Origin of the sequence: Bacillus sp. UNC125MFCrub1.1 (genome assembly GCF_000701305.1) — a bacterium.
Classification (GTDB): domain Bacteria; phylum Bacillota; class Bacilli; order Bacillales; family Bacillaceae; genus Bacillus; species Bacillus altitudinis.
On sequence record NZ_JNIG01000009.1, the window covers coordinates 807,022 to 830,781 of the forward strand.

At 41.0% G+C, this 23,760-nt stretch carries 23 protein-coding genes and 1 riboswitch; of the genes, 8 read left to right on the forward strand and 15 right to left on the reverse strand.

Features of this window, described 5'->3' with window-relative positions:
* Nucleotide 1: 1 nt before the first annotated feature.
* The 5 genes from N521_RS04350 to N521_RS04370 all read right to left on the reverse strand — a co-directional run bounded on the left by N521_RS04350 (nucleotide 2) and on the right by N521_RS04370 (nucleotide 5,016).
* The gene (locus N521_RS04350; RefSeq protein WP_008345634.1) at nucleotides 2–268 is read right to left on the reverse strand and encodes a YwqI/YxiC family protein; all 267 of its coding nucleotides are present in this window, start codon (nucleotides 266–268) and stop codon (nucleotides 2–4) included.
* A 37-nt stretch (nucleotides 269–305) separates the two neighbouring features.
* Nucleotides 306–731, reverse strand: coding sequence for a YwqH-like family protein (locus N521_RS04355; protein WP_017358667.1), 426 nt, complete (start codon nucleotides 729–731; stop codon nucleotides 306–308).
* A 295-nt stretch (nucleotides 732–1,026) separates the two neighbouring features.
* Complete coding sequence (gene nhaC / locus N521_RS04360) at nucleotides 1,027–2,433, reverse strand: Na+/H+ antiporter NhaC (RefSeq protein WP_017358666.1); 1,407 nt, start codon at nucleotides 2,431–2,433, stop codon at nucleotides 1,027–1,029.
* Between the two features lie 143 nt (nucleotides 2,434–2,576).
* Entirely contained in the window at nucleotides 2,577–3,998 is a 1,422-nt protein-coding gene (gene aspA, locus N521_RS04365; protein WP_007497957.1) for an aspartate ammonia-lyase, read from the reverse strand.
* Nucleotides 3,999–4,026: 28 nt separating this feature from the next.
* Complete coding sequence (locus N521_RS04370; protein ID WP_017358664.1) at nucleotides 4,027–5,016, reverse strand: asparaginase; 990 nt, start codon at nucleotides 5,014–5,016, stop codon at nucleotides 4,027–4,029.
* A gap of 206 nt (nucleotides 5,017–5,222) precedes the next feature.
* On the opposite strand from N521_RS04370, the gene N521_RS04375 reads away from it, so the two are divergent.
* Nucleotides 5,223–5,570, forward strand: a complete 348-nt coding sequence (locus N521_RS04375; protein WP_008345648.1) for a helix-turn-helix domain-containing protein — start codon at nucleotides 5,223–5,225, stop codon at nucleotides 5,568–5,570.
* A 253-nt stretch (nucleotides 5,571–5,823) separates the two neighbouring features.
* On the opposite strand, the gene N521_RS04380 is transcribed toward N521_RS04375, so the two are convergent.
* The 5 genes from N521_RS04380 to N521_RS04400 all read right to left on the reverse strand — a co-directional run bounded on the left by N521_RS04380 (nucleotide 5,824) and on the right by N521_RS04400 (nucleotide 9,220).
* Entirely contained in the window at nucleotides 5,824–6,279 is a 456-nt protein-coding gene (locus tag N521_RS04380) for a helix-turn-helix domain-containing protein (protein WP_017368337.1), read from the reverse strand.
* Nucleotides 6,280–6,384: 105 nt separating this feature from the next.
* Nucleotides 6,385–6,903 carry a YfjD family protein gene (locus N521_RS04385; protein WP_035389953.1) on the reverse strand — a complete coding sequence of 173 codons (519 nt, stop codon included), beginning with the start codon at nucleotides 6,901–6,903 and terminating at the stop codon, nucleotides 6,385–6,387.
* Between the two features lie 21 nt (nucleotides 6,904–6,924).
* Complete coding sequence (locus tag N521_RS04390) at nucleotides 6,925–7,683, reverse strand: hypothetical protein (RefSeq protein ID WP_035389955.1); 759 nt, start codon at nucleotides 7,681–7,683, stop codon at nucleotides 6,925–6,927.
* A gap of 12 nt (nucleotides 7,684–7,695) precedes the next feature.
* Complete coding sequence (locus N521_RS04395) at nucleotides 7,696–8,892, reverse strand: DUF6861 domain-containing protein (RefSeq protein ID WP_017358662.1); 1,197 nt, start codon at nucleotides 8,890–8,892, stop codon at nucleotides 7,696–7,698.
* A gap of 4 nt (nucleotides 8,893–8,896) precedes the next feature.
* Nucleotides 8,897–9,220, reverse strand: a complete 324-nt coding sequence (locus N521_RS04400) for a WXG100 family type VII secretion target (RefSeq protein ID WP_008345659.1) — start codon at nucleotides 9,218–9,220, stop codon at nucleotides 8,897–8,899.
* A 226-nt stretch (nucleotides 9,221–9,446) separates the two neighbouring features.
* On the opposite strand from N521_RS04400, the gene pepT reads away from it, so the two are divergent.
* Both pepT and N521_RS04410 read left to right on the forward strand, forming a co-directional pair.
* The gene (pepT, locus tag N521_RS04405; RefSeq protein ID WP_008345662.1) at nucleotides 9,447–10,679 is read left to right on the forward strand and encodes a peptidase T; all 1,233 of its coding nucleotides are present in this window, start codon (nucleotides 9,447–9,449) and stop codon (nucleotides 10,677–10,679) included.
* A 289-nt stretch (nucleotides 10,680–10,968) separates the two neighbouring features.
* Nucleotides 10,969–11,148, forward strand: coding sequence for a hypothetical protein (locus tag N521_RS04410; protein WP_035389957.1), 180 nt, complete (start codon nucleotides 10,969–10,971; stop codon nucleotides 11,146–11,148).
* Nucleotides 11,149–11,226: 78 nt separating this feature from the next.
* Here N521_RS04410 and N521_RS04415 read toward each other — a convergent pair whose 3' ends face one another.
* A complete protein-coding gene (locus N521_RS04415; RefSeq protein WP_017368341.1) occupies nucleotides 11,227–11,904 on the reverse strand; it encodes a DUF3298 and DUF4163 domain-containing protein in 678 nt (225 codons plus the stop codon).
* Nucleotides 11,905–12,065: 161 nt separating this feature from the next.
* Here N521_RS04415 and N521_RS04420 point away from each other — a divergent pair, with 161 nt between their 5' ends.
* The 5 genes from N521_RS04420 to N521_RS04440 all read left to right on the forward strand — a co-directional run bounded on the left by N521_RS04420 (nucleotide 12,066) and on the right by N521_RS04440 (nucleotide 18,218).
* A complete protein-coding gene (locus tag N521_RS04420) occupies nucleotides 12,066–12,923 on the forward strand; it encodes a MurR/RpiR family transcriptional regulator (protein WP_017368342.1) in 858 nt (285 codons plus the stop codon).
* A gap of 200 nt (nucleotides 12,924–13,123) precedes the next feature.
* Nucleotides 13,124–14,017 (forward strand): 2-hydroxy-3-oxopropionate reductase, encoded by an 894-nt coding sequence (gene garR, locus N521_RS04425; RefSeq protein WP_035389960.1) that lies wholly within the window; start codon nucleotides 13,124–13,126, stop codon nucleotides 14,015–14,017.
* 6 nt (nucleotides 14,018–14,023) lie between these two features.
* The gene (locus tag N521_RS04430; RefSeq protein ID WP_035389962.1) at nucleotides 14,024–15,445 is read left to right on the forward strand and encodes a four-carbon acid sugar kinase family protein; all 1,422 of its coding nucleotides are present in this window, start codon (nucleotides 14,024–14,026) and stop codon (nucleotides 15,443–15,445) included.
* A 50-nt stretch (nucleotides 15,446–15,495) separates the two neighbouring features.
* Nucleotides 15,496–16,815, forward strand: coding sequence for a gluconate:H+ symporter (locus N521_RS04435; RefSeq protein ID WP_035389964.1), 1,320 nt, complete (start codon nucleotides 15,496–15,498; stop codon nucleotides 16,813–16,815).
* 81 nt (nucleotides 16,816–16,896) lie between these two features.
* Nucleotides 16,897–17,009, forward strand: a riboswitch (SAM riboswitch).
* An 87-nt stretch (nucleotides 17,010–17,096) separates the two neighbouring features.
* Nucleotides 17,097–18,218, forward strand: a complete 1,122-nt coding sequence (locus tag N521_RS04440) for a 5-methyltetrahydropteroyltriglutamate--homocysteine S-methyltransferase (protein ID WP_035389966.1) — start codon at nucleotides 17,097–17,099, stop codon at nucleotides 18,216–18,218.
* Nucleotides 18,219–18,284: 66 nt separating this feature from the next.
* On the opposite strand, the gene N521_RS04445 is transcribed toward N521_RS04440, so the two are convergent.
* From N521_RS04445 to N521_RS04460, 4 genes are all read right to left on the reverse strand, one after another.
* The gene (locus N521_RS04445) at nucleotides 18,285–19,229 is read right to left on the reverse strand and encodes a hypothetical protein (protein ID WP_008345681.1); all 945 of its coding nucleotides are present in this window, start codon (nucleotides 19,227–19,229) and stop codon (nucleotides 18,285–18,287) included.
* 167 nt (nucleotides 19,230–19,396) lie between these two features.
* The gene (locus N521_RS04450; RefSeq protein WP_035389967.1) at nucleotides 19,397–20,074 is read right to left on the reverse strand and encodes an ATP-binding cassette domain-containing protein; all 678 of its coding nucleotides are present in this window, start codon (nucleotides 20,072–20,074) and stop codon (nucleotides 19,397–19,399) included.
* A gap of 335 nt (nucleotides 20,075–20,409) precedes the next feature.
* Nucleotides 20,410–21,828, reverse strand: coding sequence for an aryl-phospho-beta-d-glucosidase (locus N521_RS04455; RefSeq protein WP_035389968.1), 1,419 nt, complete (start codon nucleotides 21,826–21,828; stop codon nucleotides 20,410–20,412).
* Nucleotides 21,800–23,707, reverse strand: a complete 1,908-nt coding sequence (locus N521_RS04460) for a beta-glucoside-specific PTS transporter subunit IIABC (protein ID WP_035389969.1) — start codon at nucleotides 23,705–23,707, stop codon at nucleotides 21,800–21,802. Before N521_RS04460 ends, N521_RS04455 begins: the two co-directional genes overlap by 29 nt.
* Between the last annotated feature and the right edge of the window lie 53 nt (nucleotides 23,708–23,760).

Sequence of the window (23,760 nt, forward strand, 5' to 3'; positions counted from 1 at the left end):
CTTATGATTTTGCCGCAATCGCTTCATCCTGTTCTTTTAGCGTCTTCACATTTGAGCGTGTATCCTGAACGTTTTTGATTAAGGCTTCTTTAAAGCTTGAGACCATTTCGCCCACCTCTGCTTCACGTGCCGTCCATTTGGTTACAAATTCAAGGCTGTTTTCACCAGCTTTATCTGCTGCTTTTTTCATTGTTAAAGCTTCAACTGCTTGGGAGACTTCATCTAGTTTATCCATCACTGTTTGGTAGTTTAACTTAATTTGTCCCATTATGATATCCTCCAGATTGGTTCAGCATGAAGCTCGCTTACAAGCTGCTCCATGCTTTTGAGATCAAGCGTTTTGCGTCTTCTACTGCGTCTTCTCCTTTTTCAGCCAAACGTGCGGCATCTCCAGCTAAAGAGCTGGCAAAGGATAAAGCAGCCTGCTCTGCTTCTAGTGTACTGATTTTGAATTCGATTCGGCTCACGTAGCGTGGATATTTATCGCTTACGATCGTTTGCAGCGCATCATGCGCTTCATTTCGTTCTGATTTGAAATCTTGGCTCCGCTCCCCTTTCCAAGAGGCCCCAAGCTTTGGCTGCTTGATTTGTTTTAGGTCTGTTTCTGCGGCATCTTGTTCACGTTCAATCTTACTTTTTGCCTTTTTGAGTCGAGCAATTTTCTCTTCGATCTCTGCCTTTTTATTTGAAATGCCACCGTTAAGGGCAGACAGCATATCCGATAAGCTCATATGGGTTCCTCCTCCTGTCAAAAATAAAAACGCTGCTTAGAGTCCCTCTAAACGAGCGTAATGGTGAATCGCACTTTTTCCAATATTGTTATTATAAGGTTCAAAGACTCATGTTTGAATAGGGATTTGTGCCCTTTTTATGGTATAAATATGCTTTCAATCTGCTTCACACCACACCTTAAGCCCTCTTTTATAGGGGGTCAAAATACACAACCACCCTTCTGGAAACACACATAGTCTTACGGTCCTAGGACAAACAAAAGCCGCCCGGGGGAGGGGCGGCTTTTGCAGTGGCTTATGATGCCGATTCTTCTGAGTCTTGTTGATTTTTCACGTACCAAATGAATTTCCCTGTATATCCGTAGATGATGGCAAGACCAATGGCAACAAAGCTCAGCCACATAAATGGTAAATAAGAGAATGTCGAGACGCCTAGAATCCCTGCCATGTAAATTCCGTTATCTGACCATGGAACCATACCAGACGTAAGTGTTCCACCAACCTCAGAGTTTCTAGATAACACACGTCTGTCTAATTTTAATTTGTCATAGCTTTTTTCCATGATTTTTGGTGTAAGAATTAATGAGACATACATTGCACAACCAAAGATATTCGCAAAGAATGCTACTACAAGTGTAGACAGTGTCACATTTCCTGCATTGTGCAATTTTTTCTCGAATGTTGCGACGATCACTTTTAACACGCCTAAGTATTCAAGAACTCCACCAAAACCAAGTCCAAGAATAATGACCACTAGAGATCCTAACATATTGACAATACCGCCACGGTTCAACAGTGTATTTAAGAAATCTACATCTGAATTAATAGAGAAGCCGTTATAAGCTGTACCAAGCGCATCAGCTGGGTTCATTCCTTGGAATGCCATCGCCCAGACTGCCCCAAGCAGTGCACCAATTGCGATAACAGGCATTGACGGTTTTTTCAATACAAGTAATAGGACAACAATGACTGCCGGAATGATCATCCAAATATTAATCGTGAATGTATCCTGCAATGCTTGTTTCAAAAACTCTACTTTATCTTGATCAATATTTCTTCCACCATACATAAATCCAGTAATTGTAAACATAATAGCCGTAATAACAAAGGCCGGTATGGATAAAACCATCATGGCTCTTACATGCGCCAGCACGTCCACTTTTGAAAGAGAGGAAGCGAGCACAGTACTATCAGATAGAGGAGATAATTTATCACCAAAATAAGCGCCAGATAAAACAGCCCCAGCTACGATCGGTAATGGGATACCCAATCCTTCACCAATCGCAATCATCGCAATACCTGCCGTTCCAACTGTACCCCAAGACGTACCAGTAGCAACAGACATAATAGAACAGATAATCAGTGTAGCTAATAAGAAGATATTAGGATGAATAAATTCCAGTCCGTAATAAATTAACGTGGGTACAACACCGCCAGCAATCCATGTACCAACAAGTGCACCTACTGCAATTAAGATTAAAACAGCCTCTAATCCATTCGATATCCCTTTTGTGATCGCATTTTGAAGGTCTTTGTACGAATGCCCTAAACGAATTCCTAAAGCAATAACCATAAACCATGAGATGAACAATGCTAGCTGAATATCTAATTTGAAGTAAAGAGTGAATGATAAAACAATTGCTAAAAATAAGCCAAGTACAGACACGACTTCTAAAATAGACGGTAGACGTGGTGTTTTCATTTTGTTTCCTCCCTTTGTGCGTGCGTTAAGCGTTTTCAAAATATTGTGAAAAAAGTGTGTCAATTCGAAAGAAAGTGAATTGCCTGTTTTTCTCTTTTTCACAGGCAATTCAACATATTAATAAAATAAAATTTTTGATATTATCATCGCTCTAGGAGCTCTGCACCCGCAATGCCAGGCTTTGTCATCTCGTAAGGATTCAAAATAATATCAAGTTCTTCTTCTGTTAACACATCATTTTGCAGGCAAAGATCTCTGATCGATTGTCCTGTTAAAATGGCTTCTCTTGCGATTCTAGCCGCGGCTTCATAGCCTAAGTGAGGGTTTACCGCAGTAATGACACCTGCACTTTTTTCGACATATTCTTTCAAACGTTTTTCATTTGCTTCGATGTCCGCTAAACAGTGATCTGTGAATGAGCGGAATCCGTTATTCATTATACTAATAGATTGAAGCAAGTTAAAGACCAGAACAGGCTCCATCACATTTAACTCAAGCTGGCCTGCTTCAGAAGCAAGACAGATGGTGTGGTCGTTCCCAATGACCTGGAATGCGATTTGGTTAATGAGCTCTGCCATGACTGGATTGACTTTCCCAGGCATAATGGATGATCCCGGCTGACGGGCTGGCAATGCAATCTCAGCAAGACCTGCACGTGGGCCAGATGCCATTAAGCGAAGGTCATTCGCAATTTTAGACATGTTCATCATGCATACTTTTAAGGCAGCAGATACTTCTGTGTATGCATCTGTATTTTGCGTCGCATCGACGAGGTGCTCTGCGCCTACTAATGGCAGTCCAGAAATATCAGCAAGCTTCTTCACTACGATTTCGATGTAGCGAGGATCTGCATTGAGGCCTGTCCCAACAGCTGTCGCACCCATATTTACTTCATATAAATGCTGTTTTGATTGGTTGATTCGTTTAATATCACGGCTGAGCACACGGCTGTATGCTTCAAACTCTTGTCCTAAACGGATCGGAACAGCGTCTTGTAAATGAGTACGCCCCATTTTGATGACATGATCGAATTCTTTTGCTTTCTTTTGAAATACGTCCTGCATGGCCTGCATCGTCTCAAGTAAAATGTCTAACTGCTTGAGCACTGCAATATGGATCGCCGTTGGGAACGAATCATTTGTCGATTGTGACATGTTCACATGTGTGTTTGGACTTAAATGAATGTATTCGCCCTTTTGATGTCCCATGATCTCGAGGGCTCTGTTTCCAATGACTTCATTGGCATTCATATTCATAGACGTTCCTGCGCCGCCTTGAATCGGGTCTACGATGAAATATTCATGGAATTTGCCTTCAATGACTTCATCTGAAGCTTGAACGATCGCATTTCCAATTCCTTCATATAAACGTCCGACTTCCATGTTGGCTTGAGCTGCTGCTTTTTTGACAATGGCAAATGCTCGAATGAGTTCCTCATGCATGCGATATCCTGTAATCGGGAAATTCTCTTTTGCACGAAGCGTTTGAACACCATAATACACGTCTGCGGGAATTTCTTTTTCACCTAGAAAATCCTTCTCGTAACGATAAGTTGCTTGAACCATCTCGTATGACCTGCTTTCTATAGAATAGTTAAATCACTAAATCTTCTGCGATTGGCGTTTCCATAATCTTTTTCACTTCTCGTGGATCTGTTGTTTTACCTAATGCCCACATGAGCTTTGGCACGATGGCTTCTGTGTTCATGTTTCTTGAACGAGCAACCAGTTCTTGATTGATTTTACGTCCTACTTCATACACACTCATGTCTTCTCCTTCTTCGAGACACTGAGTGGTGATCACAACAGAAATGCCTTCTTCCAGCAATTCGTTGATTTTTTCTAAAAGGTTTCTTCCTTCGAAAGGAATTCCGCCGCTGCCGTAGCTTTCAATGACGACTCCTTTGTACAACCCTTTGATTGAATCTAAAAACTCAGGCTTCAGTCCTGGATGCAGTTTTAGTAAACAAACGTCTGTGTTCAAGGATGCATCTAATTTAAGCGGTTTCATTGATGATCTTTTTACTTTGCTATTGTATTCAATTTGATGATTTTCAATCGATGCAATATATGGGTAGTTAATACTTTCAAATGCATCGTAGCTTTTCGTTCTTAGTTTGATTGCGCGAGTTCCTTGAATGACTCTGCCATCAAACACGACGTATACGCCGCCAACACCGTCACATGCAAAACGAATCGCATCTGTAATGTTTTTCTTCGCATCTGTTTTCTTAAACGTAATTGGGATTTGTGATCCTGTAATGACAATTGGCTTATCAGGATTTTGCAGCATATACGATAGTGCTGCTGATGTATAGGCCATTGTGTCCGTACCATGCGTGACGACAAATCCGTCATATTGATCATAATTTTCATAAATGGCTGTTGCGATATCAACCCAGTATTCAGGCTGCATATTGGTACTATCTATACTCATTAGGGACTTTGTGTCCATTGTGTAGTCTGCATTAATTTCGTTTAAATAGCTTAAAAGGTCCTCAGCTTTAACACCTGGAGCTAAACCATTTTCACTTTCTACAGATGCAATCGTCCCACCAGTGGTTAAAAGCAATAATTTCTTCAACAGGTCCACCTCTTTCAGTAAAATTACTTCGTTTGTCACACATATTATAAGCCAGCTTGTGCTATTCTATAATATACGCTTTACGCGTACCTTCATTGCCATTATAGTCACATAACGCGAATTAATCAAGAAATTATTACGCATAACGCGTACACTCTTTGTCAAAATATGATATACTGTTGTTGTATATAAAGGAGCGTTCATGTATGATACTCGATCGTTTAACCACCCTTAGAAAAAAGAAAAAATGGTCTCTCCAGCATACGGCAGATCGCCTAGGTATCGCCAAAAGCACCTATGCCGGTTACGAATCTGGGTACCGACGACCTTCGCTTGAAGCAGTGAAACTGCTGGCTGATTTGTATGATACGTCCATTGATTTTTTACTTGGTAGAACGGACGAGCCAGAGATACAACGCAAAATCTCTGATATCAAAGTTGAACTCACGGAAGCAAAAGAAGGAACCATCCATGTAGACGGCGTTCCACTAACAGATGAAGAAATCAAACAGCTTGTTGCCTTTATTCGGGCGAAAAACACTCTGAAAGTATAAACAACACAAAAAAGAGAGGTCCCTGTCATAGAGGGACCTCTCAGATTGTTGACAAAGGGCTAAAATGAACTTTATTTTAGCCCTTTGTCTTCTTTTCAGCGTGATAGAAAACCTTTGCAGTCTAGGAAGGACGAGCATCGGCGCGGAGCGAATTTGACATTCGTGAGCACCGAAGCGCAGGACTGACACCGAATGCGAGGGTTTGTCTACACGCTGAGAGGTCCCTGTCATAGAGGGACCTCTCTTTTTCTGCTTACGACAGCTCACTTAATTCCTCTAACCGCCGCTTCGCTTCTTCTTTATTAAAGGAACTATAATAGCGATAATTCTCATCATCTAAGATGCGGTAATGCTGGCTTAGTACATTCTGCTGAAGACGAAACGTACCTTTTTTCACAGACGTCCGCCACCAAACCTTTCCGCCAATCGTACGTTCAACAGATAAATGCAATTCATCGTGTGCGACGACTTCCAAAATCTCAAGCGGATCATCCCCAAGTGTCCCTTTTAAAATGTCACTATCCCTGAATAATGCACATACGGCCGCAGATTGCGTCCAGTTGAGGCGAAGACGATTCTTTTCTACCTGCTGCAAATGCCGTTTGGATAGCCCAAGCACCTCAGCCATGCGGTCCTGTGTATAGTCTTTTTCTTTTCGAATTCGTGCCATTTGTTCTGTGACGAGGTCAATTACCATTTCTTTGTCCATCTCTCATCACCTCTTGATTGTTCAGTCTTTACTGACATCATACACGATTTCTTAAAAAAAGTGGCGTCTCACCTCATGGAATGATGGCGAAAACATCTATTGATTCTACTTTTCACCATGACCATGCTGCTGTTTCCAATTTTCTTGGGCAGTCTCATGTAAATATGGATAAATGTTTTGTTTCACCGTTTGCTCAAATACTTCTTCATCTAAAATACTGTACGCCGGAATCTTGATCAATTTCCCATCCATTTTCCGAATGAGCACATCCATGAACAGAAATCCCCTGATACTGTAACGATGCCTGCGCATATCTATAGATTGAATGTCTTGAAAAGGGATTGTTTGTTGCCGGTATAAAACAGCACCATTCTCTCCACGCTGAATGCGAAAAATCACATTTCCCTTCTTCGTAAAAGCCGGAAGAATCATCAAAAAAGAGATCCACCCATAGACAATGCCTAATAATCCGCCTAAAAATAAAAACAACGTATAATTCGATTCAAATGTAAGAGCTTCCGAAAATAACCAAATACCGATGATGCCAAATCCGCCCGTTGCTAAGAATGCCCATACTCTTAGAAAGGGTCTGCTCCTCACTTCTATTACTTCACTTGGATTCAAGCGTCATTCTCCTTTTCTCCATTAGAATATAGAACGTAATCCGTCTCTATGAGCCGTCTCTATCCGAAATTCATTTTCCTTCATGCCCGACACTAGCCAAGAATGCTTCTGCCCCGGAATAACAAATATCATGGACTCTACATCCGGCGTATTATTTTTATCATAAGTGACCTTCATCAAAGAATCCATTTTTCCTTTTCTGACCCTTACATCAGAAGCAAATGCCCGCACAAGCTCTTGGTTCTCTGCTTTATTTAGAAAAGAAGGGCAATCCTCATTCCCTTGACTGGCTTGTTCTAACAGCAGTTCAAATTCTTCCGCCTGCAAATTGATGACTGGTGTAAGGTGTTCACTCATGTGTATGTTCAAAAAGGTTGTCACTTTCTCCACAGTCTGCTGATCGTCTTTTAGTTTGTGAATCTGATGCACTTGTTGATCAAAAAGCGTATGGTGTGAATACACACCTGCCTGAGTCGTATGAAAGGACGTACTGACCTCTTCATCTAATGCACCAAACCTTGAAGCTTTCACGGTATGTGATGCATCGTTCATGGCTTGAATGAAATGCCGGTATTTTTCTTTATAACGGTATTGTCTATTTCGGAATTCCAGCACGTCTTTTGCCAGCAAAGAGCGACATGCAATTTCAAATAAAAATCCAAGACGTTCATCCTCTACATCTGGATAATAGGCTTCCTTTAAAGACATCCCTTGCTCAAAATAGCCTTCACTGTAAAAACTAAAGATGAGTTCCTCGATACTTAGACTTAGCTGATCCAACTTGATCTCTCCTTATCCAAAAGAAAATGCGCCCTTCAAGAAATCACCTGCACCTTTCAACAGCGAATCTGCGGTTTCTTTTGTTTTTTCTATTCCTTTATGTATCACCTGATTTGCTTGATCAATGGTGTCATTGACTGCTTTAACACCTTGACCTGCCAGTTCAAATGCTTTTTTTCCTTTATCGACAACCGCATGAATTGGGTCTTTTAATTTCACTGCGACCTGTTCTGCAAAACCAGAAGTAAGCTTGGCGACTTTTTCACCAATAAAGCCACCTACTGCTGATCCTATCGCACCGCCAACCACTGTTCCAATCGGTCCTGCAAAGCTTCCAAGAGCGCCGCCCACAACGGCACCTGCAACAGAACCGCCTGCAATAAAGACCGTATTATTCACTGCATTTCCAACAGCCTTTGCATTTTCACGCTTGAGAACTTCTGGCTGATCCCCAAATTCCGCATAGTTCTCCGCAATTTTCAGACCGCAGCCAACCGTTTCTGTTGCACCTGTGACGACCGTTGCAATGATAGCATTTCCTTTCGCAAACCTTGCACCATTTTTCAGAACAGACTTGATGCCAGCTGTGTCCTTCCAATTGATACTTCCTTTTGTGAAATCACGTACACTGTTCGTGAACGCCACTGTATCGCTAGGATAAAATTTTGTAAATTTCTTATGGACCAGGTCAGCCATCGACCAATTCGATCGTTTTAATAATTCTTTTTTGCTCAGCCAAATCCTTGCCAGCCGGTCAAATCTCGTACCTTCTACCCGTCCGGTCACATCAAGAAGGAGCTTTGAATGCTGCGCAGCATATCGGCCATTTTCTTTAATAAAAGTCGTCATTCCAAGCCCATAGTATTTTGCCTGCATCATCACAATACCAGCTAGGCTCGTGAGTGTACCATATTGATCATACAGACTGTACATTTTCCTTAAAATATCATCAGCTTCGACCATTTTATCCGTTGCATGACGAATGGCAATGTCGTCACTGCTCAATTTGCTCATTAAGGCTTGTCCAGAACCCCATGCATCTCCTACTCCAGAAAAACAGCTTCGATAACGGGGATCACAGCCTAGGATGAGGCCATCCAGTTCACTATGTAAATCGTGGTGCTTTGTTTCGATGGCCGAAAGCTCTCCTACAAAATCATTCGCCAGCCCTGTCAGCTGATCTGGATCTACTACAATGTCACGCGCCATCACATCATCTCCCTTCTCGGTTTCTTTCTCTCCGTTCTTCTCGCCTTTTTCGCTCAAGCTCTTCCATTCTGGCGATTTCAGCTTTACGTTCCTCGATTTTGACAGCAGCATCCCGCAGTTCCTGACTTGTTTCAAGCAAGTCCTTTTCAAATTGATCATAGCGTGTCACTGTTTCCTCAAAGCTTTGATCAAATTTATCTCTTGCTTCCCCTTGCCAGCCTGATCCAACTGCCTTCAGCCGATTCTCAAGTAGCTGCTTCGACTGCCGAATGCCATCAGCGGCTTCTTGGAACTTTTGAGCGAGTGCAAGTGTTTGACTAGAATCCAACTTTCGCACCCCTTTCTCCCAAATTAACGTACAAATGGATGATTTTATATGTCCTCATTATAAATAAAAAGACACCCAAAAAAATCACCCTAAAGAACCATTCAGCACATCGCAAAATAAAAGTAGGTCTTTTTCCTCTCTAATTGTCAGAGAAAGCCTTTCTTGTTATGAAGCGCATTCAAGACATGATAAAATGAACATATTCTACAAAAGGAGTGACGTATTGATGAAAGAGGAAATGATCCAGCGATTCACAAGTTATGTAAAAGTGGATACACAGTCTGATGCAGACATAGAGAGCTGCCCATCCACTGAAGGACAGCTGAACCTAGCAAGGCAGCTAGTTGAAGAGATGAAATCCATCGGCATTCAAGAAGTGACAATGGATGAAAACGGTTATGTCATGGGCACGATCCCATCTAACACAGACAAAGAAGTGCCAACCATTGGCTTCCTGGCTCATATCGACACAGCCACTGACTTCACTGGCAAGAACGTGAAACCGCAGATTCACGAGAACTATCAAGGCGGGGACATCACGTTAAACGAAGATCTACATATCGTATTATCTCCAGCACAGTTTCCAAATTTACAAAAATACCAAGGACATACGCTCATCACGACTGATGGCACGACCCTGCTCGGTGCAGATAACAAAGCTGGTATCGCAGAAATTATGACCGCCATGCATTACCTGATTGAGCATCCAGAAATCAAGCATGGAAAAATTCGTGTCGCCTTCACACCAGATGAAGAGATCGGCAGAGGACCTCACAAATTCGATGTTGATGCCTTTGGCGCTTCCTATGCTTATACGATTGACGGTGGCCCGCTAGGAGAGCTTCAATATGAAAGCTTCAACGCCGCAGGTGCAAAAGTATCAATTAAAGGAAACAACGTCCATCCAGGGACAGCAAAAGACAAAATGGTCAGTGCTGCAAAGATCGGCATGCTCTTTCACAACAAACTTCCTTCAGATGAATCTCCAGAATACACAGAAGGATACGAAGGCTTTTTCCATCTCACAAGATTTGTAGGAGAAGTAGAAGAAGCAGAGCTGCAATATATTATTCGTGATTTTGATAAAGAGAAATTCAACAAGCGCAAAGCACTATTTGAAAAAATCGCAAACGACTTAAAAGCAGTCTACGGCGAAAACAGCATCACCCTTAGCATTCAGGATCAATATTACAATATGAGAGAAAAAATTGAGCCAGTCAAACATATCGTAGACATCGCTCATGAAGCCATGGAAAACCGCTCAGTGACACCTGTCATTGAACCAATCCGCGGCGGTACAGATGGCTCACAGCTTTCATATAAAGGACTTCCAACGCCAAACATCTTTACTGGCGGGGAAAACTTCCATGGTAAATATGAATTCATCTCTGTAGAGAACATGCTGAAAGCGTCAGAAGTGATCGTGGAAATTGCACGTTTATTTGAAGAAAAAGCATAAACATGTTTACAACCGTTCCTGTTCGGGAACGGTTTTTTAATAAAAGTTTACAATTTTCTGAAACTTTTATGACACTTATTCGTACTAATAGAGACAACCCCAGAAAAATTCTTCTTGACGAGTGAAATAACTGGAAATATAATAGTTAAAAACGACCAGTATTTTAGACCTAAAAAAAGCACCTAGAATAAACCTTTAGAACTAAACGCTATTTGCTAACTATTTTCAGTTATAAACATCACTCACCCTGTCTACACTTAAAGAATAGGATGAATTGGAGGAATGTCATATGATGATTTTATTGATTATCGCTTCACTTTGCTGCTACTTACTATTCTCTTTCAAAAAAGATAACCGCACCCAAAAACGAAAAAGCACAGAGCTTTCGGAGTTTGAAATCTTTCGTATGCGCCGCCACTACAACGGCAAACGCCGTCACCCACTAAACGATGCACCCAAACAAGTATAAATGTAAAAGAAGAGCCTCATCACCAGGGGCTCTTTTTATGTATAAAAAAACGACCAAATTCATGGCCGTTTCTCTTGTTTATTTATACACCTTCGCAGGTACTTGAATCATAGGAATTCCTACATAGTACGGTGAAATTTCATATGGCTGGAAGACAACAGCGATTCCCTTTTTCGTGAAGTAGTACTGCGTGTCGTAGCCGATTTGAATATCGCTTTTTTTCAGATTCGCATAGAATTTACTTTTATGCTTCTTTGTGTAGTTATAGATATAATCTCTTACTTTTGTACGCTTTTTCTTTGTTTTTACCACATCTGTAAAGTACAGTTGCTTTGTTTTTTTCTTTGTTAACACATAGTTCATGCTCGTAACCATCGTATCCCCGTGCATGCTACCGTCATTCATGTAATCATAGTTTAGGATACTTAGTTTCTTCCCATTGTTAAATTTCGTTTTAAACGATCTCTCGTATGTGATCTTCCCAATGCCTTCTTTTTTCGCTTCGTCCTTTAAGAACAAATACGTAGAGTAGGAAAATGCAATATCTTCTTTTAAATCATGGTTGATGGTTTTCATATGCGCTTTACTAAGGTTTTTCACCTGTGCATATTTAAACGTTTTTTTCTTTTTATAATAGTGTGTGCTTACTTTTGCTTTTTTCACTTGTTTGGCATCCGCAGATCCAACTGGCGCAAACAATGAAACAATCAGCGAAAAAATGAGCAGGCTGATCGTTAGGCCTTTTTTCATTGTCATAGTAAAAACCCCCATTTTTGTCTATTACCAATTGAGTATACCATGACAAAAGAACCAAAAGAAGTGTTTTCTTCCATATTATTCTTTATTTTTCATGTGAGGTTTGTTTACCGTTTTCATAAGTTCCTGTATGCTTAAGATAGAATGTTAGATGAAGTGTGGTGTTTATCATAGAAGAGAATATTTTTAGTCATATCCGGACAACATTTCATAGTTTGTCCCCTACCCAGAAAAAGATTGCCAATTACATTTTACAAAACCCTCAGAAAGTTGTGCTTCATTCGATTAGTGCACTCGCTGCTGAATGCAACACAAGTGAAACGACGATCTTTCGTTTTCTGCGAAAAATTGGCTATGAGTCCTATCAAGTGTTTCGTGTCCATGTCGCGCAGGATATTGCGACCAATACGCCTCAATCCATATACGGTGAGATCGAAGCATCTGATAGTGTCGCAGATATTAAACATAAGGTCATAGAGTTAACAACCAACTCTATTCAGGATATGAAACATATTTTAGAAGACCAAGCTGTGACACAATTTATTGAGCAAATGAAACAGGCTCATAAAACCGTCTTCTTTGGAGCAGGTGCCTCCAGTTTTATTGCCGGAGATGCCTATCATAAGTTTCTCCAGCTTGGCTTTGAAGTGAGTCTATGCAGCGATCCTCATATGATGAATATGATTGCAACACATGCAACAGAACATGATTTTATCGTCGCGATCTCACATTCAGGGGAAAGTAGAGAAATCCTTGATGCCGTACAATTTGCAAAGGAAAAAGGTGCAACGGTCGCCTCGATTACGAGCTATCCGAAATCAGAGCTCGCCAAGAAATCCGACTTTCATCTGCTCAGTTCATCGAGAGAAACAACCTATCGTTCTGACTCAATGATTTCTCGTATTAATCAGCTTGTGATTATTGATGTTTTGTACGTCGCAGCTGTTTTAGAATTAGGATCAAATGCGATCGACAACGTCAAACGTTCTCGATTAGCTGTAGCTAAAAATAAAACATAATCGACAATAGACCGGAGCTGTTTCCGGTCTTTTTTTTGTGACTTTTCTCATATTTTCCGTTGACACATTCCTATTTCGTCATGTACATTAAATGAATAATAGTTTATTTCCTACTATTAAATTAAAAAGATAGTATATATACTAACAAAAAGAAAAGAAAGCGCTTTTTGTAAGGGGTTTCTAAATAGGAGGCGGACAAAATGGCAAAGCAAATTGGATTCATTGGATTAGGCATTATGGGGAAACCTATGGCACTCAATCTATTAAAAGCCGGTCATACTGTGACTGTTTTCGATATTCATACAGAAGCTGTTCTAGCATTAAAAGAAGTGGGCGCAAATGCCGCTGCATCAGCTGCTGAGGCAGCATCTGTAAGCGATATCATCATCACGATGCTTCCAAAAGGTGAGCATGTAGAAGCAGTCGTAGCAGGTGAACAAGGCATATTGGCTACAGCAAAACCTGGCACGATCATTATAGATATGAGCTCTATTTCACCTGTTACTTCTAGAGCTTTAGCGGCACTGGCAAAACAGCATCAGGTCGAATTTATCGATGCTCCTGTCAGTGGCGGAGAGCCAAAGGCGATAGACGGGACACTTGCGATTATGGCGGGCGGAGAAGAAGAGATCTTTGAACAAGTAAAGGATGTCCTCTATGCCATGGGCACAGATGTCGTATTAGTTGGTTCAAATGGAAGCGGGACAACCGCTAAGCTTGCGAATCAAATCATCGTCAACTTAAATATCGCTGCCATGTCCGAGGCACTCGTTCTTGCCGCTAAGTCTGGCATTGCGATTGATAAAATGTATGAAGCCATCCGAGGTGGACTGGCAGGAAGTGCTGTACTCGATGCGAAGGTTCCTCTCATTTTAGAACGAAACTTTGAGCCTGGCGGACGTATTGACATCAACTTAAAGGATTTAACCAATGTCATGGAAACTGCCCACGATATCGGCGTTCCTCTCCCGCTTTCTAGTCAGCTGCTAGAAATCTTCCACGCCCTCAAAGCGGACGGAAAGTCTGGACTTGATCACGGCGGGATCGTTCAATATTACGAAAAAATGGCTCATGTTGAAGTGAAGAAAGGATGAGGTTCTATGAAACAAAGCATTGAGTTATTAAATGCCATTCCGAAAGCGGATTCAGACCGCATTCAATCAGCATACGAACAAGCACTAAACCATTTCCACCATAAAGTGATTGTATTAGACGATGACCCAACAGGCATTCAAACCGTACACGGCGTCTCTGTTTTCACCGATTGGTCAGAGAAAAGCATTGAAGCTGGTTTTCTTGAAGACAGCCGTATGTTCTTTATCTTAACCAACTCTCGCAGTATGACAGAGAAAGAAACGGCGGTTCTTCATGAAACGATCGCATCAACGATTGTGAAAACGGCTGAACAGCTTGATCAAGATTTCATCATTGTCAGCCGGGGGGATTCCACCCTGCGTGGACATTTCCCACTGGAGACTGAAATTCTCAGAACGACCATTGAACAGCAAAGCTCCCGCCAATTTGACGGCGAAATTCTTCTTCCCTTTTTTAAAGAAGGCGGCCGCTTTACGATTGGCAATATTCACTACGTACAGGAAGGTCACGAATTAATTCCTGCTGGTGACACAGAATTTGCATTGGATCGTACATTCGGATTTCAATCTTCTCACCTCGGAGAATGGATCGAAGAGAAATCAAACGGATCGTTCACTAAGGAAAACACTACTTATATTTCTTTAGAAGATATCCGGGCTTTACGTATTGAACAAATCAAGGATCAGCTGATGACCGTGAAGGATTTTCAAAAAGTAGTTGTAAATGCAGTGGACTATGACGATGTCAAAGTCTTTGTCGTTGCCCTCATAGATGCTATCAAAGCAGGTCAGCACTTTCTATTTAGAAGTGCGGCAGCTCTCACAAAAGTGCTTGGCGGTGTTGAGGATCAAGCACTATTAACTAGACAAGACTTAATACAGGAAGAAAGCAGGCACGGTGGCCTCATCATGGTCGGTTCCCATGTCAAAAAAACAACCGAACAATTGCGAGCGCTGCAGCAAAATAAAGACATTGCATTTATTGAATTTGATACACACCTCGTGTTAGAACCTGAAGCATTTCAAGAGGAAATTGACCGCGTGATTCAACAAACTGAAAGGCTTTTAACAACCGGACAATCGGTTGCTGTTTATACAAGGAGAGAACGGCTTGATCTTGGAGACAATCGCCGAGAGGAAGAATTGAAACTCTCTGTTCAGATTAGTGATGCGGTGACAAGCATTGTCCAGCGCCTCTCCATTCGCCCTAAGTACCTCATTGCCAAAGGTGGAATCACCTCAAGCGATATTGGAACAAGAGGACTCAGCGTCAAACGTGCGACCGTCGCAGGTCAAATCAAACCAGGTATTCCCGTTTGGCAAACAGGAGAAGAAAGCAAATTCCCATTTATGTCTTATGTGATTTTCCCGGGAAATGTTGGCTCAAAGGATACGTTAAAAGAAGCAGTAGACATACTTGAAGGATAAAGCAGAGGGGGCGTTCACGCTCCCTTATGCAGCACAAAGGAGGAAAGATCATGTCGTTAGTTTTTATCGGACTTGGCGTTTTGTTATTACTTTTACTCATGGTTGTCTTTAAGTTAAACGCTTTCATTTCGTTGATTATTGTCTCTTTAATCGTTGCCGTTTTAGAAGGCATGTCACCACTTGAAGCGATTGCTTCAGTCGAAAAAGGGCTTGGAAGTACACTCGGCCATCTGGCGTTGGTTCTTGGCTTTGGAGCGATGCTTGGTAAATTGATGGCTGATTCTGGCGGTGCTCAGCGTATTGCCATGACACTCATCGACCGCTTTGGTATCGGGAAAATCCAATGGGCGACGATGCTGACTGGATTTGTTATCGGAATTGCTCTATTTTATGAAACCGGATTCATTATTCTTATTCCATTAGTCTTTACCATTGCTCAAGCCGCAAGACTTCCTGTGTTGTATGTGGGAATGCCGCTCGTCGCTGCACTCATTACAACACATGGCTTCCTCCCTCCTCACCCAGGGCCGACAGCCATTGCCAATGTATTTCAAGCCAACATGGGACAAACCTTATTGGTTGGAATTATTTTAGCCATTCCTGCTGTTTTAGTAGGCGGACTTCTGTTTACGAAACTATTTAAGAAAGACCAACTGCATGCACACATTCCAAAGGACTTGTTTAATCCAAAGGAATTGACAGAAGAGGAAATGCCAAGCTTCGGCATTAGTATTTTCACCGCTATTTTACCTGTATTGCTCATGACATTCAGAGCATGTTTAGAAATTTTCTTCCCGTCCTCCCCGCTGCTACCGGCAGCTGAGTTTTTAGGCGAGCCGGCGATTGCCCTATTAATCTCTGTGCTGCTTGCCATCTACACATTTGGTCTTGGCAGAGGAAAGAGCATGCAGGACGTCATGAAGTCGATTACAGATTCAATTGGCTCCATTGCGATGATTTTATTGATCATTGCAGGCGGCGGCGCCTTTAAACAGGTGCTCATTGACAGCGGTGTTGATCAATACATTGCAGGGATTATGCAAGGAAGCACACTGTCTCCTCTGCTCCTCACTTGGCTGATTGCAGCTGTCCTTCGTGTCTCTTTAGGGTCAGCAACTGTCGCGGGTCTCACAGCAGCTGGCATTTCTGCACCGCTAATTGGTTTGACGGGAGTTAGCCCCGAACTAATGGTGATTGCAACAGGCGCCGGCAGTATAACATTCTCTCATGTGAATGATGCAGGTTTCTGGATTTACAAAGAATACTTTAATTTGTCGATGGCTCAAACTTTTAAAACTTGGACATTGATGGTGACTGTTCTATCACTTGTTGGATTAGCCGGTGTTCTCGTCGCTGATTTGTTTATGTAGGAAAATAAATAGGAAAAACCATTGACTTTTTCTCGAAAAGATTGAATAATTGTGTTTATTAAGAAAATTGAATCAAAGGTAACCTTATTAAGAGTGGTGGAGGGACTGGCCCTGTGAAACCCGGCAACCGCTGTTCCTAGGAACAGAATGGTGCTAATTCCTTAAGCAAGCTGATGCTTGTTTGAAGATAAGGCAGAGATCTCACAGTATATGATGCTCTTCCTTATCCAAGGAAGAGCTTTTTTATTTGATTTATAACCTGAAGAAAGAAGGGATTCAGCATGACACAAGTACAAACCATTGGTAAGAAAACAACAAAGCCGCCATTTCGCGCAGATCAAGTAGGGAGTTTACTTCGTTCTGAACGCATCAAAGAAGCACGTAAGCAAAAGGCAGACGGTACACTGACAGCAGAACAGCTCAGACAAATTGAAAACGAAGAAATCACTCGTATTGTAGAGAAGCAAAAAGAAATTGGATTAGAGGTTGTCACAGATGGAGAATTCAGACGTGCATGGTGGCATTTTGACTTTCTAGAAGGGCTTGATGGGGTCGAAGGATTTGAAGCAGACCAAGGCATTCAATTCCACAATACGACGACAAAAGCGAGAGGCATCAAAGTAACAGGTAAGATTGATTTTACTGATCATCCAATGCTAGAGGATTATCGCTTCCTTCACAGCATCGCGGGTGATCATACGGCTAAAATGACGATTCCAAGTCCGAATATGCTCTTTTTCCGTGGAAAGCTTGAAGAAGGTGTGTACGACAGCTTAGATGATTTTCACCATGACGTGGCACAAGCTTATAAAAAAGCCATCCGTGCTTTTTATGATGCAGGCTGCCGTTACTTACAGCTAGATGATACAGCTTGGGCTGTGTTCTTTTCTGAAAAAGGACATGAACAAATCAAAGCTTTTGGCCGCGAGGAAGATGAACTGCGTGAATCGTTTGCGAAAACAATCAATGAAGCGGTTGCCGATCGACCAGAGGATTTGGTGATCACTATGCACATTTGCCGTGGTAACTTTAAATCGACGTGGGCAGCTGAAGGCGGATATGAAGCAGCAGCAGAAACGATTTTTGCGGGTCTCGATTTGGATGGTCTCTTCTTAGAATTCGACGATGACCGTTCTGGCGGATTCGAACCCCTTCGTTATGTGAAAAATCCAAACCTTCAAATCGTACTAGGTCTTGTCACTTCAAAGTATGGGGAACTTGAACCCGTTGATCAGATCAAAAGAAGAATCGAGGAAGCGGCACAATATGTGGACATCAACCAAATCTGTTTGAGCCCACAATGCGGATTCGCCTCAACAGAGGAAGGCAATTTGTTAACAGAAGAACAGCAATGGGAAAAGCTGCGTCATGTGATTGAGGTTGCGGATCAAGTGTGGAAATAACACATCTAGTTCTAAGCTCTCAAAGCCTAGGGGTTAAAAAAAGAACTGCCAATAAGCAGTTCTTTTTTAGTTACGTAATCTTGATACGATATTTTCTTGTGACAGTTCTTTCTTCATACGTTTTGTGATAATGTATCGCACAAACCATTTATTTAATAGAACCAAGACAAGTAGAAGTCCAACAGCTGTTCCGCCAATCCATAGAATGATCTCTCCCGGTAATTGTCCTAGCAGAAAAGCACCCAAGACAGCAATGAATAGTAACGCAACAATATACACTTTTAGGTTCATCTTATCTATACTACGATAGAATTGCTTGATCATATCCTTTGATGACATCCCATTTAAATACAAGGACAACAAATCTCGATTCAAAATACTAATCAGTGTATGCATCTGACCTCGATAAATAAAAGTAATCACCACAAATAAAATGATCTGAAATACGACAAGCAGTAAAAATGACAATTTTGAATTAGCAACTAGTTTCTCTAGCCCTTGCGCTTGATAGTATACAAAAACATCTTCTTCATCAAACATTCGATCAAATTGGTTCACAAATTCATAAATATCCTCGGTTTTATTTAAATTTACAATGAGTGTTCTAACACCGTCGTAGTTCTCACCAATCTTAATTTGATTACTTAGCTTTTTATACAGATCAGGTGATAAGTAACTGTAATCTTTTAAGAAATAGTTCCCTTCTCCTTTGTAGTAATCAATATTCGCTTTTAATGGTTCCACTTCACCATCAAAAACTTTTATTTTTTTACCTTTAAATCTTTCTGGAAGCAGGATAGTGTTTTCTTTTAGATCTCCTTCATAACTCACAGCCTCTTTTGTTGTCGGATTGAATGATAAAGCCGACAATATATCCGTTTCTCCATTTGCTTCAATAGATAACGAGACGTCATATTCATAGACAATGTCTTTGACATTCGGCATACGCTTAATTTTATCTGTATCGTACTGATACTCACCAGTTTTCGAATATCCATTAATTAAAACCATTGATAGACGATCATTAGTCAATACGTTTTTATAAATATTATCGGCAGAAATCAAGATAGTAAATATGGAAAAAAAGATTAACATCAGTAAAACAAAATTCAAAACAGCTAATTTTCTCAGGGTCGGTCGATGTTTCTTTTTTAAATACTCAAAGACGAATGTTGTTTTCATATGGATTGGTCCTTTTTATTCAAGTCTTCAAATCGAAGGACGACATCAGCATGTTGCACAACGGTATCAGAATGTGTAACGACTAAAATGGTCCTCGTTTTCTTCAATTCAGATAACATACCAAGCATCATCTGAATATTATCTTTATCAAGGTTATTTGTTGGTTCATCTAATAGAATCAATGAATAATCAAACAGCATGATTTTCAAAAAAGCCGCGCGTTGCCTTTCTCCCCCTGATAAGTTGCTTACTGTGACATCAATTTTCTCGCTCATTTTGAGCTTCGCAGCCTGTTCTTCTAATCTTTCATTTGAGATTTCTTGTTCGTTAATTAATGAGATAACGTGTAGATTTTCTCTGACAGTTAAAGACTCAATCAAGTTCAAATCCTGAAAAAAATAGGCGATTTTTTTGCGGTAATTATCAATCTGTTCTTGATTTGTAAAATCAATGGGCTGATTGAACAACGTCATCTTCCCAGTACTCGGTTTTTGAATCAATGCAATAATATTAATAAATGTCGTCTTCCCACTACCACTTTCTCCATGAAGGGCATAAAGGCCAGAGCCTTGAATATGTAAAGACAAATTTTTTAAGATGGTTGCATTCCCATATTGCAAGCTAAGATTGTCGACCTTTAAAATCGACGTATCTCCCTTATTATCTAAGTTCACTAGCCATCTCAATCCCCTCTAATAAATTAAGTGTGTGATTTCCATAAACACCTAATTCAAAATCATAATTTCTTTTAGATGTGCAATAACCCACATTGTTACTCTAGTTTGATCATTTTTTACATTAAGTTATAGCACAATAGATTCATATGTATCTTGATAATATTGTAATAACTTTATCAACCAAATATACTAATTTATTCATTATACTCACCTACAATATCATACTTCATCAAGGTTGTTAATAAATTGTCAGATGAGCTAGCTCGCTTAAATAAATCATAAAAAAACAAAACCACTCCTAGAATTGAGTGGTTTTGTTAGATCTTTATTCTTCATGCATCTAAATGATCACCATTTGTCGCAATCACTTGTTTATACCAATCAAAGCTTTTCTTTTTCTTTCGATCTAATGTACCGTTGCCTTCATTGTCACGGTCGACATAAATGAAGCCGTAGCGTTTTTTCATTTCAGCTGTTGATGCACTGACAAGGTCAATTGGGCCCCAGCTTGTATAGCCGATCAGATCAACGCCGTCTGCGATCGCTTCTCTTGCCTCAAGCAAATGACTTCTGAGGTAATCAATTCGGTAATCGTCTTGAATGGAGCCGTCTTCTTCTACTTGATCCACAGCACCCAATCCATTTTCTACGATAAACAATGGTTTTTGGTAGCGGTCATATAGTTGGTTTAGTGTTGTACGAAGTCCTTTTGGATCAATTTGCCAGCCCCAATCACTTGCTTCTAGATAAGGGTTTTTCACGCCTTCAAATAGGTTACCACCAGTAACTTGTCCAAGAACCTCTGGATCTGTGCTTGTCACAAAACTCATATAATAGCTGAAGCCAATATAGTCGACTGTATGGTTTCTTAGAATGTCTTCGTCACCGTCTTGGAATTCAATGTTGATGTTATTTTCCAGGAAATAACGTTTCATGTATCCAGGGTAATAGCCTCTTGCCTGTACATCTGAGAAGAACAATGTTTTACGATCTTGATCAATCGCAGCAAACATATCTTCAGGTCTTGAGCTGTACGGATATGTGGTCATCGCTGCAATCATACAACCGATTTTAGCATCTGGAATGATTTCGTGTCCTGCTTTAACAGCTAGAGCACTTGCAACAAATTGGTGATGCGCTGCTTGATATTGAATGCTTTTCTCGTCTTCGCCTTTTTCAAATACAAGGCCACCCCCTGTGAAAGGAGCATGTAACACAACGTTGATTTCATTAAAAGTCATCCAATATTTCACTTTATCTTTAAAGCGAGTGAACAATGTTTTAGCGTATGTTTCATAAAGACCCACAAGCTTACGGTTTCTCCATCCGCCGTAGTTTTTCACAAGTGCAAGTGGCATTTCATAGTGAGAGATCGTGACAACTGGCTCAATTCCATGCTTATGCAGTTCATCAAATACTTTTTCATAGAAAGCGAGGCCCGCTTCATTCGGTTCCGCATCGTCGCCATTTGGGAAAATACGTGGCCAAGAAATGGATAGTCTGAAGCACTTGAATCCCATTTCTGCAAACAGGGCAATATCTTCTTTATAGCGATGATAGAAGTCGATCGCATCATGATATAAGTTAAGGTCTTTCATTGATTCGTCAAATGGGTGCATAATACCGTGTGGTGATATATCGGCTGTCGACAAGCCTTTTCCATCTTTGTTATAAGCGCCTTCAATTTGGTTGGCGGCTACTGCGCCGCCCCATAAGAAACCTTTAGGAAATGTTTTTTCTAAATTCGTCATGTTGAATGCCCTCCTCATTTTCTTCTACACTGACTGTAAGCAATGTCTCTTTTACTGTAATCGCCCCATCTGTTTTCGCATCAACTTGTGCAAAATCATTTGTGTTGGTGACGATAATTGGCGTTGTTACATCATAGCCATCTTGCTGAATGCCCTTGATATCAAATTCAACTAGCAGATCTCCTGCTTGAACGAGATCACCTGACTGCACATGACTTGTGAAATGTTTACCGCCAAGTTTTACTGTATCAATCCCCACATGGATGAGAAGTTCTGTGCCTTGATCACTCTTTAAACCAATGGCATGTTTTGTTTGGAAAATGGTTTCAACTTTGCCGTTGAACGGTGCTACTACACGTCCAACTGTTGGGACAATGGCTGTTCCTTTACCCATGATTTCATTAGAGAATGTTGCATCATTTACTTGATTGAGCGGCTTTAGTTGACCTTCAAGCGGGCTTTGTACCACTTCATTTTGAAGCGCTACTGTGTCTTTCTTTTCTTCTGGTTTGTCTGCTTTTGTATCATCTTTCACTGGTACATCTTTGAATCCTAGAACAAGTGTCATGATGGTTGCTACAACAAAGCCGATCACTAATCCAATGATGGAGTAAACAAATGTCGGTCCAATGAACGTTGGGAGACCTGGGAGACCTGCTGATCCTGATATCACATATGACTTTACTTTGAAGATAGACATGAACACGCCGCCTGCTGCTGCACCAATGAGGGCTGCAAGGAACGGTTTTTTCAATCGCATGTTCACACCATACATAGCAGGTTCAGTAATACCCATTAATGCAGTGATACTTGTAGACATCGCCAATGATTTGAATGTTTTGTTTTTTGATCTTAAGAAGACACCGAATGCTGCGCCTGCTTGTGCCATATTCGCTACAAACATCATTGGAAGAATGAAGTCAAAACCGTTTAATGTAATGTTGTTGATCATGATTGGAAGTAGTGCATAGTGCATGCCCGTAATGATCAATGGTGACATAAATCCACCGATTAAGAGTCCGGCCAAAATACCTGCATGTTTGAACAATAAATCAATTCCACCTGAAAGACCATTTCCGATAATCCCACCAAGCGGTCCAACTGCGATGAGCATAACTGGTACCACGACAAGAAGTGTAACTGTTGGAACAAGAATGATTTTTAGTGATTTCGGACTATATTTTTCTGCGAATCTTTCCACATATGAGCCAAGCCAGATAGTGAGTAGAATTGGAATCACCGATGAAGAGTACACAACGGCAACCACTGGCAAGCCTAGAAATTCTGTATTTCCTGCACCTAGTAAAGCGGTGAGCTGCGGGTGCAGTGCGGCTGCTGCAATGGCAGCGGCGATATACTGATTTGTGCCAATTTTTTTGGCTACGCTTACAGCAAGCAGAATCGGTAAGAAGTAAAAGGCTCCGTCTCCGATAGCTGTTAAAATCGCATATGTGCTGCTTTTATCTGAGATCCATTGAAACGTCAGCATTAATGCCAAGATCCCTTTGATCATACCAGCTCCAGCGATGGCTGGAAGAATCGGTGTGAAGACACCAGAGATAAAATCGAAAAGTTTTGAAATCACATTTTGTTTTGATGATTCATCTGAATCGCCTGACTTTACATCTGTTGATAACCCAGAATCAGCAATCATTGCTTGATAGACGTTTGATACGTCGTTGCCAATAATGACATGGTATTGACCGCCGCTTTGATTCACGCCCATGACGCCGTCTGTTGATTGCAGCTTCTCTTTATCCGCTTTGCTTTCATCGTATAAGTTGAAGCGGAGCCTTGTCATACAGTGCGTGACATGCTTAACATTCTTTTCACCGCCGACAAGCTCTAGAACTTCTTTTGCTGTTTGTTTGTGGTTCATTGTGTTACCCTCCAATCGTTGATTTCATCTTGATATAGAAAAAACCTAAACAT

What these genes read in the sequence shown, in the direction of transcription:
- N521_RS04395 (WP_017358662.1), bottom strand. Translation starts at nt 8,892, where the DNA reads ATGGCGCGTGACATTGTAGTAGATCCAGATCAGCTGACAGGGCTGGCG.
- nhaC (WP_017358666.1), bottom strand. Translation starts at nt 2,433, where the DNA reads ATGAAAACACCACGTCTACCGTCTATTTTAGAAGTCGTGTCTGTACTT.
- N521_RS04455 (WP_035389968.1), bottom strand. Translation starts at nt 21,828, where the DNA reads ATGACGAATTTAGAAAAAACATTTCCTAAAGGTTTCTTATGGGGCGGC.
- N521_RS04415 (WP_017368341.1), bottom strand. Translation starts at nt 11,904, where the DNA reads ATGACAATGAAAAAAGGCCTAACGATCAGCCTGCTCATTTTTTCGCTG.
- N521_RS04350 (WP_008345634.1), bottom strand. Translation starts at nt 268, where the DNA reads ATGGGACAAATTAAGTTAAACTACCAAACAGTGATGGATAAACTAGAT.
- N521_RS04430 (WP_035389962.1), top strand. Translation starts at nt 14,024, where the DNA reads ATGAAACAAAGCATTGAGTTATTAAATGCCATTCCGAAAGCGGATTCA.
- N521_RS04355 (WP_017358667.1), bottom strand. Translation starts at nt 731, where the DNA reads ATGAGCTTATCGGATATGCTGTCTGCCCTTAACGGTGGCATTTCAAAT.
- N521_RS04435 (WP_035389964.1), top strand. Translation starts at nt 15,496, where the DNA reads ATGTCGTTAGTTTTTATCGGACTTGGCGTTTTGTTATTACTTTTACTC.
- garR (WP_035389960.1), top strand. Translation starts at nt 13,124, where the DNA reads ATGGCAAAGCAAATTGGATTCATTGGATTAGGCATTATGGGGAAACCT.
- aspA (WP_007497957.1), bottom strand. Translation starts at nt 3,998, where the DNA reads ATGGTTCAAGCAACTTATCGTTACGAGAAGGATTTTCTAGGTGAAAAA.
- N521_RS04375 (WP_008345648.1), top strand. Translation starts at nt 5,223, where the DNA reads ATGATACTCGATCGTTTAACCACCCTTAGAAAAAAGAAAAAATGGTCT.
- N521_RS04460 (WP_035389969.1), bottom strand. Translation starts at nt 23,707, where the DNA reads ATGAACCACAAACAAACAGCAAAAGAAGTTCTAGAGCTTGTCGGCGGT.
- pepT (WP_008345662.1), top strand. Translation starts at nt 9,447, where the DNA reads ATGAAAGAGGAAATGATCCAGCGATTCACAAGTTATGTAAAAGTGGAT.
- N521_RS04440 (WP_035389966.1), top strand. Translation starts at nt 17,097, where the DNA reads ATGACACAAGTACAAACCATTGGTAAGAAAACAACAAAGCCGCCATTT.
- N521_RS04380 (WP_017368337.1), bottom strand. Translation starts at nt 6,279, where the DNA reads ATGGACAAAGAAATGGTAATTGACCTCGTCACAGAACAAATGGCACGA.
- N521_RS04445 (WP_008345681.1), bottom strand. Translation starts at nt 19,229, where the DNA reads ATGGTTTTAATTAATGGATATTCGAAAACTGGTGAGTATCAGTACGAT.
- N521_RS04410 (WP_035389957.1), top strand. Translation starts at nt 10,969, where the DNA reads ATGATGATTTTATTGATTATCGCTTCACTTTGCTGCTACTTACTATTC.